The sequence below is a fragment of the Rhizobium sp. BK212 genome (assembly GCF_014197475.1).
GTDB lineage: Bacteria > Pseudomonadota > Alphaproteobacteria > Rhizobiales > Rhizobiaceae > Rhizobium > Rhizobium anhuiense.
Window position 1 is genome coordinate 182,172 of sequence record NZ_JACIFS010000012.1, and the last position, 12,055, is coordinate 194,226.

The window sequence follows — 12,055 nt, forward strand, 5'->3', positions numbered from 1 at the left end:
ATCCGCCGCGACTCGAACCGTTCGGGATGGCCGAATGCGGCCGCCGCATTCGGTGCGCTCCCGTTATGGCGCCGCTTTGATCTCCATTTTCATGTTTGCCGTTGATCAGCCCGGCGAGCCGGCGGGAAACCTGCGGCATTCTGACGAGTTGACTGGTAATGTATTCGCAATGTAACTATATTGAATGCATTCAATGTGCGGAATTGATGGAATCAATGTTCCGCGCCAGATAGGACGAGGTCATCATGGACACCGAATATCCGCCACTTCCTCCGATACAGACCGGCATCAGGGGACGCTGCCCGCGTTGCGGCGAGGGGCATATGTTCAAGGGCTTTCTGACGCTGCAGCCGCAATGCGAGGTCTGCGGCCTCGATTATTCCTTTGCCGATCCGGCTGACGGCCCGGCCTTCTTCGTCATCTGCTTCGCCTGCATTCCGAGCGTGCTGCTTGGCGTCTGGCTGGAGGTGGCCTTTTCGGCGCCGATCTGGGTGCAGCTTCTGGTCACCGGCCCCTTCATGCTCGCCACCTGCATTCCGCCGCTGCGGCCGCTGAAGGGCTGGCTGGTCGCCAGCCAGTATTTCTACAAGGCGGAGGAGGGCAAGCTCGCCTGAGACTTGTTCAGCGTCGCGCGCAGCCGCGGCGTTGCGAAATCGAGCAGCGCCCGCAATTTCAGCGGCACCAGCCCCTGCGCGGGATAGACGAGATGCACCGGCGCCGGCGGCGGTTCGAAATCCTGAAGCAGCGGCACCAGCAGGCCGGCCATTTCGGCGCGTGCGGCCTGGTAGGAGAGCACGCGGGTGATGCCGAGACCGGCGACGGCCGCATCGACCGCGGCTTCGGCGGTGTTGACGGCAAGCCGCGAATGGATCGGCACGGTGAGATCGCGTTTCCCTTCAGTGAAGGTCCAACTCAGCGCCGAGGCCATGCCCTCGAAGGTGACGCAGTCATGCGCGGCGAGATCGCCTGGATGCCGGGGCAGGGCGTGCCGCAAGAGATAATCGGGGCTGGCATAGACCGTGCGGCGGATCGCGCCGAGCCTTGTGGCGATCAGGTTGCTGTCCGGCAGGTTGCCGATCCGGAGCGCCACGTCGATATGATCCTCGACGAGGTTCGACAGCCTGTCGCCGAGCATTAGCTGCAGATTGATATCGGGATAGGCTTTCAGGAAATCCACCACGACGGGCAGGACATGCAGCCGCCCGAAGACGATCGGCGCGGTCATCGTCAACTCGCCTTTCGGCGCACTGTATTCGCCGGCAGCAGTCCGTTCCGCTTCTTCCACCCGGTCGAGAATTTCCCGCGCCGCCTCGACATAGGAGCGGCCCGCTTCTGTCAGCGTGATCTTCCGGTTGCTCCTCTGCAGCAGCTGGGCGTTGAGATGGGCTTCCAGGTCCGAAACCTTGCGGCTGACGGTTGCGAGTGGGGATCGCAGATGCCGTGAGGCGGCCGACAGGCTGCCCTGTTCGACAACGGCGAGAAGCACGGTCATGGCGTCGAGGCGGTCCATCCTATCCTTCCATGAATTGGGAGTATGCCTTCCAGATTAGCATTCTACTGTAGTCAGATGGAAGGCAGTAAATTGGCCGCAGATGGTTTCGAAACGGCCATCGCTATCGCGTCCCGTCGATCAGGAAGACCAAAGGAACCATCATGAAACTCTACCATCACCCGCTTTCCGGCCATTCGCACCGGGCCCATTTGTTCCTGTCGCTGCTTGGCGTGCCCTATGAACTGGTCGAGGTCGACATGGCGGCGGGCGCCCACAAGGCGCCGGGTTTCCTGAAGCTCAATCCCTTTGGCCAGGTGCCGGTCCTTGACGACAATGGCACGGTCATTGCCGATTCCTCTGCCATTCTCGTCTATCTCGCACGCAAATACGGCCGCACTGACTGGCTGCCGGAAGAGGCGGTGGCCGCGGCGCGGATACAGAAATGGCTCTCGGTTGCGGCAGGCGAGATCGCCTACGGGCCATGTGCTGCACGCCTGGTCACCGTCTTCGGCGCCGACTTCCGCACCGACGAGGTGATCGCCCGGACGCATCGCATTCTGGCGCTGATCGAGGCGGAACTCGACGGCCGCAATTTCCTGCTCGGCGGCAATCCTGTGATCGCGGACATCGCGCTCTACAGCTACATTGCCAATGCGCCGGAGGGCAATGTCGATATCTCGGCCTATCCAAACGTCCGTGCCTGGCTTGCGCGCATCGAGGCGCTGCCGGGCTTCGTCGGCTTTCGCAAGACCAAGATCGGCCTTGCCGCATAAGATCCTCCGGGGCGGATCACCGTCCCGGTTTCCCAAACCATGCCCGCAAGGAGACCCGTGATGCTGGAGCAGACAAGACAGGACGCGCCGTCACCCTGGCATGAAGGTGAACTCGCCATGCAGCGCAGCGTCGGCGTCGTCGAGCGCATGGACGGGCCGGGACGCAATTTCCTCCGCAAGGCCATGCCGGAGCAGCACCGCGCCTTCTTTCCGATGCTGCCCTTTATCGTGCTCGGCGCGGTCGATGCCAAGGGCGACGTCTGGGCGACGGTGCGGGCTGGGCACCCGGGTTTCTTGGTCTCGCCGGAGCCGGAGATCCTTGATGTCAGCCTGGCGCGCGACCCGGCCGATCCTGCCGACGCCGGCATGGAGGATGGCGATGCGATCGCGATGCTCGGCATCCAGCTCGAGACCCGGCGGCGCAATCGGCTGAACGGTGTGATCCGCAGGGCGGATGCCGGAACTTTCCACGTGCGCGTCGGCCAGAGTTTCGGCAATTGCCCGCAATATATCCAGCCTCGCTCTTCCGCCTTTGTCCGCGATCCCGATCTAGCCACAGCGATACCGCCGCTTCATTCCGGCCAGCTCGACGATCGGGCGCGGCGGATGGTCGAGGGAGCCGATACGTTCTTTGTCGCCTCCTATGTCGATCGCAACAATGGTGAACGGCAGGTGGACGTGTCGCATCGCGGCGGCTACGCCGGCTTTATCGATGTCGGCGCCGATGGCGTGCTGACCATTCCCGATTTTCCCGGCAATCGGTTCTTCAACACGCTTGGCAATTTCCTCGTCAATCCGAAGGCGGGGTTGGCCTTCGTCGATTTCGCAATCGGCGACATGCTGCAGATGACGGGAAGAGCCGAGGTGCTTCTGGAGTCCCCTGAGATTGCCGCCTTTCCACGGGCGGAACGGCTGTGGCGTTTCACGCCCGAAGCGGTCGTGCTTCGCCCGGATGCCCTGCCGCTGCGCTGGAGCCTGCCTCGCGACCTCTGAGGGGAAACACCGTTTCGTCCCACCTTGCCAATCATTGTACCGATCGGTACAATGATTGGCATTCAGTACCGGAGAGCTCCTTGTCCAGGAGAGCTCCTTGTCCAGGAGAACCCCTTGTCCAGGAGAACCTATGTCCAGCCTCGTCCCGCCCTTCACCCTTGAGACCGCCACCCAGAAAGTCCGTCTCGCCGAGGACGGCTGGAACAGCCGTGATCCCGAGCGCGTCTCGCTTGTCTACACGCCGGACAGCCGCTGGCGGAACCGCGCCGAATTCATCACCGGCCGCGCCGAGATCGTCGCCTTCCTCACCCGCAAATGGGCAAAGGAGCTGGATTACCGGCTGATCAAGGAGATATGGGCCTTCACCGATCATCGCATCGCCGTGCGCTTTGCCTATGAATGGCATGACGACAGCGGCAACTGGTTCCGCTCCTATGGCAACGAGAACTGGGAGTTCGACGCCGCCGGCCTGATGCAGCGCCGCTTCGCCTGCATCAACGATCTGCCGATCCGGGAATCGGAACGCAAATATCATTGGCCGCTCGGCCGACGGCCGGACGACCATCCGGGCCTGAGCGAACTCGGTCTCTAGAGCGAACTAGGAAAACCCGCCGGTGAAGACCGTCTACGAACGCGCCGACATCGTACCGCTGCTCGCCGAAATCTTCCGCGAGCTCGGCTATGAGGGCACGTCGCTCAGCCGCATCACCGAACGCACCGGCATCGGCAAGGGAAGCCTTTATCACTTCTTTCCCGGCGGCAAGGAGGAGATGGCGGGCGCCGTGCTCACCGAGGTCGATGCCTGGTTTGAACATGCGATCTATCGGCCGCTGAGAGAGGACGACGCCCATCAGGCGATCGCGGCGATGTGGGCGAATGCGAACGATTATTTCCGCTCCGGCCGCCGCATCTGCCTCGTCGGCGCCTTTGCGCTTGATGAGACCCGGGAACGGTTTTCAGCAGCGATCGGCAACTATTTCATCCGCTGGGTCGGCGCCTTGCGCTCGGCGCTGATGCGGGCTGGCTGTCCGGAGGAAGAGGCGTTGGCGCTCGCCGAGGAGGCCGTCGCGGGCATTCAAGGCGCGCTGGTGCTGTCGCGCGCGCTTGATGATACAGCAGTTTTCACCCGATCGCTGGAAACGCTGGCGAAACGGCTTGATGCTGTGATGTGATGAGTCAGGCCATCGGGACGTTATGGCAACTGTGAAAATTCGCCCGGCCACGATTGACTGGCCGGGGCATTGATCGGGCGCGGTGGCGCTCGAGCTTACATCGGTATCGCTTTGCGTATATCAGCGTTGTTGTTGAGGCTGTTGGGCCGGGCGCGTATTTTCCCGTTCAGGGCGAATCTGGCGCCATTCGTTTTCCATCTGGTCGACAACGTGCTGGGGAATGGTGGTCGGGGCATTGGCGGGCATCTGCATCGGAAGTCTCCTCTTTTCGTGGTAAGGCTTCAGGGCAAGAAGATGCATTGCACAAGACAAAAGGTGTGTAAATCAGTGGCTTAAACACTTTAAACGATTAAATAGATTTTAATCGATTAAGACGGTTTTAACCATGAAATTTATGGGAAGCGCGGAATGGTTGTCCACATGGATCGGGCCTTCTTTTTCGATACTGTGCGGCGCGAACTCTTCAAGGGAGAGCTGACGCAGCCTCAGGTAGTGGGCATCACGGCGATTCTCGACGCCTGGGAAAGGCGGTTTGCCGATGCCGACCGGCGCTGGCTCGCCTATATCCTCGCAACCGCTTACCACGAGACCGCCTACACGATGCAGCCGGTCCGGGAGACGCTGGCCGATAGCGATGGGCGCGCGGTCGAGATCCTGGAGACGGCCTTTGCCGCGGGCCGGCTTTCCTGGGTAAAGACGCCCTATTGGCGGCCGGATGAGGATGGCCGCAGCTGGCTCGGTCGCGGTCTGGTGCAACTCACCCATAAGCGGAATTATCAGGCGATGAGCGTGCTGACGGGCATCGACCTCGTTGCCGATCCCGACCGCGCGATGGAGATGGACGCGGCGGTGACGATCCTGATCGAAGGCATGCTGCAGGGCAGCTTTACCGGCCACAAGCTTGCCGATCACCTGAACGCGACGACCGCGGACTGGGTGAATGCGCGCCGCATCGTCAATGGTACCGACCGGGCGGAAAAGCTCGCAGCCCATGCCATGGCCTTCGATGCGGCGATACGTCCCGATGCTGCGCATGGCATGCGCGCGCGGTTGAAGGCCTGGGGCGCGCGTGTTATCGCCCGGCTGAGATCTGGAGCGCCGCGTGTCTGACAGGATGCGCCAAGGTCGCTGCATCATTTTGACAAATCTGACAGGAGCTTGCGCGTGATCCGCCATATCGTCTTCTTCACCGTGCAGGAGGAACATCTGCAGGAGGTGAGGGCCGGGCTTTCCATACTGACCGGCATTCCGCATGCGCGGCTTTTGGAAATCGGCACCAATGTGAAGACCGATCAGCTGGGCACCGAGATCGATCTCGTGGTCTACGGCGAATTCGACGACGAGGCGGCCCTTGCCGCCTACAAGGCCCATCCCGATTATCAGCTCTCGATCGATCGCGTGCGGCCGCTCCGGGAAAAGCGCATTGCCGCCGACTACGACAGCCGCACGGCGGTGACGCGACCGCTCTGATTTCCCCAGGCAGCCGGCGGCCGAGCCACATTTCGTTGAAATTTCAAGTGGATGAGAAGCCATCCGGATTCGCATCGCCCTGAATCTGACTCAACTTCTGAGCCACCGGATTCAATTTTCGAAAAGGCGACGGCAACCGATTCAAAAGATTCGCCAAAAGCGGCGGCCGGTTCATCGCCAGATCGCTGCAGCGGTCGCGTTGGGTGACGCAAAGGTGCTCTCGTCCCGATGTCGATGATAATCAAGACAGATTAAGAATGGCTGATTTTACGGGCCGGGCTCTCAGGGAGCGACCGGACTTGGCTGCGATGCGTGGGCGCCGCGCACCAGCCCCATCAGCATCAATATGAAGGCCAGTGACAATGCCGCGAGAGCGGCGCAGGCAAAAAGTGCCGGGCCGGTGCCGGCGCGGTCGAGGATGGCGGTGAAGACGACGGGGGCGATGGCATTGGCGAGGTTTTGCGGCAGCGACAGCCGGGCCGATTGCAGGCCATATTCGCCCGGCGAGAACAGCGCCAGCGGTAGAAGCGCGCGGGCGACGGTCATGACGCCGGCGCCGAAGCCGTAGAGCAGCACGAAGGTGATGAGCAGCGGCGCCGACGGACTGGCGACCAGCATCGTCAGGAAACTGATCAGCATCAGCGCGATGCCCATGACCGCACTGAGCATGGGATTGCCGCGCCGGCCGAGCAGCATGTCGAGGAAACGCGCCGAGATGCCGAGGACGCCGCGCGCTGAGCCGAGTTGTAGCGCGAAGGCCGGTGAGGCGCCGGACTGGCGGAAGATTTCGAGCAGCGATGGCGAGATGCCGAAGGTGATGAAGGTCGTGATCGTCGTCGCCGCGGCAATCAGCAGGAACGCCTTGCGCCGCGCCGCCTTGGTGAGCGGTACCGGAGCGATTTCGGCCGTGCTGCCTTCGGCTTGCGCTACGATCGGTTTCGGCAGGGCGAAAAGATGCAGTGGCAGGCAGACGAAGAATTGCAGCGCCGCGCAGACGAGAAAGGTGAGCCGCCAGCCGACCGCCTCGTTGAGCAGGCTGAGGATCGGCCAGAAGATGGCGCTCGATAGTCCGGTGAACAGCATCAGGATGGCGATGACGCGTTTGCCGTTTACCCCTTCGCGCTCGACGACGGCGGTATAGGCCGGCGCCGACAGGCCGAACGCGCCGCCGATGCCGATGACGACCCAGGCGCTGGCATAGAGCACGATGCCGTTTGCGGCGGCAAGCAGCAGCAGGCCAAGCGCAAAGGTCAGCGACGCGGCCGAAAGCACGCGGGCTGCGCCGTAGCGGCCGAGCCAGCGGCCGGTCACGGGGCCGGCAATGGCGCTGACCATCATCATGATCGTCAGGCCGGCAAACGCCACCTCATTGGGCAGGCCGAGAGCGGGCGCCACGACGCGGCCCATGACGCCGAGCATGTCGAAAGTCGTGCCCCAGCCGATCAACTGGGTCACGGCAAGCACGGTGACCGTCTGCGCCGAGCGGAAGCGGGAGGATTTTGGCATTGGTGCGGAGCGGCCTGAAATGGGGAGCAGCAAGGACATAACAGTTTCAACCAGCCGGCGAAAGCGGCGATCGGCATTCCGCCGCGCTATCTGCGCCTTTCCCCGATCGGGCGAAAAGATGGAATGATGACATGAATGACACGAAACATCGGTACAATTTCAGGACGACCCGATGCGGGCTGAAGCGCGCGGACATCGGCCGGTCTATCCCGGCTGCCGTCGGCCGGAATCGGAACGGCGCGGCTGATTCGCAGACAATGGCTGTGGAGGGGGCTGCCGGCTCCGCGCCTTTGGGAGAGGTGATGAAGAATGGGTGGATCCCAAGGCCGGAGGGCATCATTTTCAAGCGTGGGCAAGGCCGTCGGAGCTTGCCGCGGCGGTGGTTTCCAGGTGCTGAAACCGGCTGTCCCGAACAGTCGAGAACAGTTCTAAACGCCCTGCATTACAGCGCATTCATTTGCCATTCAGGTCACGTGAGTACATATTCGGAACAAGTTGGCATTACCTTGAAAGCATAACACATGGCCTTTCCTCTGAGCGTCGCAGCATTGGCCGCCGGACTGGTGGTATCGGCGCCCTCATCGGACGCCACGAGCACCCTTGTCCTGCGCGTGGCAGGCGATTGCAGCGCCGCCGCAGCCCAGGTCGTCGAGCAGACGGGCGGCCAGCTCCTGTCCGTGCAACCGGTGGGCGATACCTGCATCATCACCGTTCTTGTACAGGGCAATGGGCAGCGTCCACGCAAAGTGACGGTAAAGGTTCCGATGTAAGCGGAATCGGCTTATTCAGGACATTGATGATTTCAAGCGGACGAAGGCGAACCGATGCGCATCCTGGTAGTCGAAGACGACGTTAATCTGAACCGGCAGCTGGCCGACACGCTGAAGGAGGCGGGCTATGTCGTCGACCAGGCGTTCGACGGCGAGGAGGGCCATTTCCTCGGCGACACCGAACCCTACGACGCCATCATCCTCGATATCGGCCTTCCGGAGATGGACGGGGTCACCGTTCTAGAAAAATGGCGCGGCGCCGGCCGCGGCGTGCCGGTGCTGATCCTGACGGCGCGAGACCGCTGGAGCGACAAGGTCGCCGGCATCGACGCCGGCGCCGACGACTACGTCACCAAGCCCTTCCATGTCGAGGAAGTGCTGGCCCGCATTCGGGCGCTGATCCGGCGTGCGGCCGGGCATTCCTCATCCGAGATCATCTGCGGCCCGGTGCGGCTCGATACCAAATCCTCGAAGGCGACGGTCAACGGCACGACGCTGAAGCTGACCTCGCACGAATATCGCCTGCTCGCCTATCTCATGCATCACATGGGCGAGGTCGTCTCGCGCACCGAGCTGGTCGAGCACATGTACGACCAGGATTTCGACCGCGATTCCAACACGATCGAAGTCTTCGTCGGCCGCCTGCGCAAGAAAATGGGCGTCGACCTGATCGAAACGGTGCGCGGTCTCGGCTACCGCATCCAAGCGCCGAAACATGCGAATTAAGTCGCTCACCGCACGTGTGTTGCTGCTGACCACGGTCTGGTCGACGGTGGCGCTCGTCGTGATCGGCCTGTTGATCTCCACCCTTTACCGCAAGAGCGCCGAACGCGGTTTTCAGGATCTGTTGCGGGCGCAGCTTTATAACGTCATCAATTCGGTGACGATTGGCGATCAGGGCGCGCTCAGCGGCAGCCCGCAGCTCGGCGATTTGCGTTTTGCCCAGCCGAAGACCGGCTGGTACTGGGTGGTGGAACCGCTTGGCACCTATACCACAGCACCGCTGGTGTCGCCGTCACTCGGCTCTGCGCTCATTCCGGTTCCCTCGGTGGTCGAAGCGCCCTTCGACAAGAATTACGAGCGCTACTACCAGGTGACGGATGCCTCCGGAAACCGCGTGCAGGTGGCCGAAACCGAAGTCGTGCTCGATACCGATGGGCGCGCCGCGCGCGTCCGCGTCACCGGCAATGTCGATGTCGTCGAGGACGACGTGCGCACCTTTTCCCACAGCCTCTATCTGGCGCTCGCCGGTTTCGGCGTCGGCAGCCTGATTGTCAACGCGCTGGCCATTCTCTACGGCCTGAAGCCGCTCGACAAGGCGCGCGCCGCACTGGAGCGCATCCGTGCCGGCGAGAGCGAGCAGTTGAAAGGCGACTTCCCGCGAGAAATCCTGCCGCTCGCCAACGAGGTGAACGCGCTGATCGACAGCAACCGCCGCATCGTCGAGCGGGCCCGTATGCAGGTCGGCAATCTCGCCCATTCGCTGAAAACGCCGATCGCCGTGCTCTTGAACGAGGCGCGCGTCTTGGAAAAATCCCACGGCGAGCTGGTGCGCAGCCAGGCGGAATCGATGCAGGGGCAGGTGCAGTCCTATCTCAATCGGGCCCGCATCGCCGCGCAGCGCGAATCCGTGCTCGCCCGCACCGATGCCGAGCCGGCGCTGGAGCGGCTGGTGCGCGTTATGCGCCGGCTGAACGTCGATACCGAATTCGATCTCGTCGTCTCGCCGCCGCATCTGGCCGTCGCCATGGAGCAGCAGGATCTCGAGGAGACTGTCGGCAATCTCCTGGAGAATGCGGCGCGTTTTGCCAAAAGCAGGGTGCGGCTTTCGGCCGTCGAGGCCGGCGACGACGTCAAGGGAGCGGAGGCCAGCGCACGCCGCCACTGGGTGGAGCTCGCCGTCGAGGATGACGGGCCGGGCCTGGAGCCGGACCAGATCCGCGAGGCGCTGAAGCGCGGCCGCAGGCTCGACGAGAGCAAGCCCGGAACCGGGCTCGGGCTTTCGATCGTCACCGAGATTTCCAGCGAGTATCAGGGACGGCTCGAGCTTTCCCGCGGCGAATGGGGTGGGTTGAAGGCGAAGCTTATCCTGCCCGGCATCACAAAGGATGTTGCATGAGCAACTACTTGATGTCACAAAGATACTGGCAAATGTATAGCATGCTTTGCCTTAATGCTGACACGGGGACGCTGCACTTCGATCGGCTGAAATTGACCCTGATCGTGGTTCGACGCAATGATTTTACGCTCGCAAGGCATGATCGTTTCCGCTCTTCTCGTCGCCGTCGCGCTGTCCGGCTGCACGACGACAAAGAGCGCTGCTTCGCGCGGCATTTTTTCAGGCAAACCCCCGGCATCGGCCACCTTCATCACCGCGCTGCAGGGCGGCATCGTCGGCCGCAGCGGGGTGAACTTGAACGATAGCGACAAGCAGCGGGCGCTCGAGGCGGAATATCGGGCGCTGGAAGGCGCCGCCGTCGGCCAACCGGTGCTGTGGACAGGCAAGGATGTCACCGGCAAGGTCGTCGCGGCCGCACCCTATCAGGTCGGTTCGCAGAACTGCCGGCAATATACCCATACGCTGACCGTCGACGGCAAGGACATCGTGGCGCGAGGCGCTGCCTGCCGCAACGAGGACGGCAGCTGGTCGCCGCTCTGAATTGCGGCTTATAGCCTCAAATCTTCGTCATTCCGGCTTTGGCAGTTGGAATGAAGGCGCGCTTCACGTATTTGGGCCGGTATGCTGTTCTGGATTCTCGTTGCCGTTTTGACGGCAGTCGTCGCCGTCATCCTGCTCTACCCCCTTCTGCGCGGAGCGAAGGCGGCGGAAAATATCCGTGCGGGCGAGGCGGCAGTCTATCGCGACCAGCTGCGTGAACTCGACCGCGACCTCAGTGGCGGGCTGATCACCCCGGAGGAGGCAGACTACGCCAGGGCGGAAATCGGCCGCCGGCTGATCGCCGTCTCTGCCGACGAACCGGTTGAGACGCCGAAACCCGCACGGCATCACCGTTTCACCGAGGCCTTCGTCCTGCTGGTTCTGCCGGTTCTCGGGCTCTGTCTTTACTTGGCGACGGGCAGGCCGGACCTGCCCTCGCAGCCGCTGGAAGCGCGGCTGGAAAACCCCGGCAACGATGTGGCGGTGCTGATCACCAAGGCCGAACGGCACCTGGCCGAGAAGCCCGATGACGGCAAGGGCTGGGACGTGCTGGCGCCGATCTATTTCCGCACGATGCGCGTCAACGATGCGCAAGTGGCCTACCGCAATGCCATCCGGCTTCTCGGCCCGAGCCCGGTGCGGCTCGACGGCCTTGCCGAGACGCTGATGGCGGTCTCCGACGGCGTGGTGACGGAGGAGGCGCGCCAGGTGCTGGAACAGTCGCTGACGCTGGAGCCTGACAATCCGCGCGCCCGCTTCTACATCGCTCTCAGCAGCGAGCAGGCGGGACGGCCCGACGAGGCGCGCCAGGCCTTCGAGGCGTTGGCGAAGCAATCGCCGCCCGATGCGCCGTGGCTGCCGCTGGTCAACCAACACATCGCCATGAATGGCGGCGCGCCGGTAGCTGTTAATCCGGGCGCCGGTTCGGCTGCCCCGGGCAATCCCACGCAGCAAGATGTGGCGGCCGCCGAGACCATGAACGCCGGCGACCGGCAGCAGATGATCCGCGGCATGGTCGAAAGCCTCGATGCCAAGCTCAGCGAGGATCCGAACAATTTCGAGGGATGGATGCGGCTCGTCCGCTCTTACGCCGTATTGAACGACAAGGATCGTGCTGCCGGCGCGCTGAAGCGCGGGCTTGCAGCCTTTCCGCCGGCCGGCGAACAGGGCCGGCAATTGCTGGCGCTTGCCCGGGAACTCGGCATAGCAACGGAAGGAAT

General features: G+C 62.9%; 14 protein-coding genes and 1 pseudogene. 12 read left to right on the forward strand and 3 right to left on the reverse strand.

Annotation, left to right across the window (positions count from 1 at the left end):
- Positions 1–245: 245 nt before the first annotated feature.
- Positions 246–614: a DUF983 domain-containing protein gene (locus FHT79_RS29055; protein ID WP_025554894.1), complete on the forward strand. Its 369-nt coding sequence runs from the start codon at positions 246–248 to the stop codon at positions 612–614.
- Here FHT79_RS29055 and FHT79_RS29060 read toward each other — a convergent pair.
- The gene (locus tag FHT79_RS29060) at positions 584–1,510 is read right to left on the reverse strand and encodes a LysR substrate-binding domain-containing protein (RefSeq protein WP_025554896.1); all 927 of its coding nucleotides are present in this window, start codon (positions 1,508–1,510) and stop codon (positions 584–586) included. The two genes, FHT79_RS29055 and FHT79_RS29060, sit on opposite strands and share 31 nt — an antisense overlap.
- A gap of 143 nt (positions 1,511–1,653) precedes the next feature.
- On the opposite strand from FHT79_RS29060, the gene FHT79_RS29065 reads away from it, so the two are divergent.
- The 4 genes from FHT79_RS29065 (at position 1,654) to FHT79_RS29080 (ending at position 4,430) form a co-directional block, all read left to right on the forward strand.
- A complete protein-coding gene (locus FHT79_RS29065) occupies positions 1,654–2,265 on the forward strand; it encodes a glutathione S-transferase (protein ID WP_097595714.1) in 612 nt (203 codons plus the stop codon).
- 60 nt (positions 2,266–2,325) lie between these two features.
- On the forward strand, positions 2,326–3,258 hold the full coding sequence (locus FHT79_RS29070) for a pyridoxamine 5'-phosphate oxidase family protein (protein ID WP_097595713.1): 933 nt from the start codon (positions 2,326–2,328) through the stop codon (positions 3,256–3,258).
- Positions 3,259–3,388: 130 nt separating this feature from the next.
- Positions 3,389–3,850 carry a nuclear transport factor 2 family protein gene (locus tag FHT79_RS29075; protein WP_025554821.1) on the forward strand — a complete coding sequence of 154 codons (462 nt, stop codon included), beginning with the start codon at positions 3,389–3,391 and terminating at the stop codon, positions 3,848–3,850.
- A 22-nt stretch (positions 3,851–3,872) separates the two neighbouring features.
- A complete protein-coding gene (locus tag FHT79_RS29080; RefSeq protein WP_025570236.1) occupies positions 3,873–4,430 on the forward strand; it encodes a TetR/AcrR family transcriptional regulator in 558 nt (185 codons plus the stop codon).
- 120 nt (positions 4,431–4,550) lie between these two features.
- Here FHT79_RS29080 and FHT79_RS32445 read toward each other — a convergent pair whose 3' ends face one another.
- Positions 4,551–4,682, reverse strand: a complete 132-nt coding sequence (locus tag FHT79_RS32445) for a hypothetical protein (protein WP_280178068.1) — start codon at positions 4,680–4,682, stop codon at positions 4,551–4,553.
- 156 nt (positions 4,683–4,838) lie between these two features.
- Between FHT79_RS32445 and FHT79_RS29085 the strand changes: the two genes are divergently transcribed.
- Positions 4,839–5,540 (forward strand): chitinase, encoded by a 702-nt coding sequence (locus FHT79_RS29085; RefSeq protein WP_025570237.1) that lies wholly within the window; start codon positions 4,839–4,841, stop codon positions 5,538–5,540.
- A gap of 54 nt (positions 5,541–5,594) precedes the next feature.
- Complete coding sequence (locus FHT79_RS29090) at positions 5,595–5,900, forward strand: Dabb family protein (protein ID WP_003546748.1); 306 nt, start codon at positions 5,595–5,597, stop codon at positions 5,898–5,900.
- Between the two features lie 282 nt (positions 5,901–6,182).
- Here FHT79_RS29090 and FHT79_RS29095 read toward each other — a convergent pair whose 3' ends face one another.
- Positions 6,183–7,406: an MFS transporter gene (locus FHT79_RS29095; protein WP_097595797.1), complete on the reverse strand. Its 1,224-nt coding sequence runs from the start codon at positions 7,404–7,406 to the stop codon at positions 6,183–6,185.
- 521 nt (positions 7,407–7,927) lie between these two features.
- On the opposite strand from FHT79_RS29095, the gene FHT79_RS29100 reads away from it, so the two are divergent.
- From FHT79_RS29100 to ccmI, 5 genes and pseudogenes are all read left to right on the forward strand, one after another.
- Positions 7,928–8,176: a hypothetical protein gene (locus FHT79_RS29100; protein ID WP_025554677.1), complete on the forward strand. Its 249-nt coding sequence runs from the start codon at positions 7,928–7,930 to the stop codon at positions 8,174–8,176.
- A gap of 54 nt (positions 8,177–8,230) precedes the next feature.
- The gene (locus FHT79_RS29105) at positions 8,231–8,902 is read left to right on the forward strand and encodes a response regulator transcription factor (protein WP_018241306.1); all 672 of its coding nucleotides are present in this window, start codon (positions 8,231–8,233) and stop codon (positions 8,900–8,902) included.
- Positions 8,892–10,295 carry a HAMP domain-containing sensor histidine kinase gene (locus tag FHT79_RS29110; protein WP_025554680.1) on the forward strand — a complete coding sequence of 468 codons (1,404 nt, stop codon included), beginning with the start codon at positions 8,892–8,894 and terminating at the stop codon, positions 10,293–10,295. The genes FHT79_RS29105 and FHT79_RS29110 overlap by 11 nt, the downstream gene beginning before the upstream one ends.
- A 117-nt stretch (positions 10,296–10,412) precedes the next feature.
- Entirely contained in the window at positions 10,413–10,835 is a 423-nt protein-coding gene (locus FHT79_RS29115; RefSeq protein ID WP_025570241.1) for a membrane protein, read from the forward strand.
- A gap of 50 nt (positions 10,836–10,885) precedes the next feature.
- A pseudogene (gene ccmI / locus FHT79_RS29120) lies at positions 10,886–12,055 on the forward strand (c-type cytochrome biogenesis protein CcmI); the annotation flags it as partial.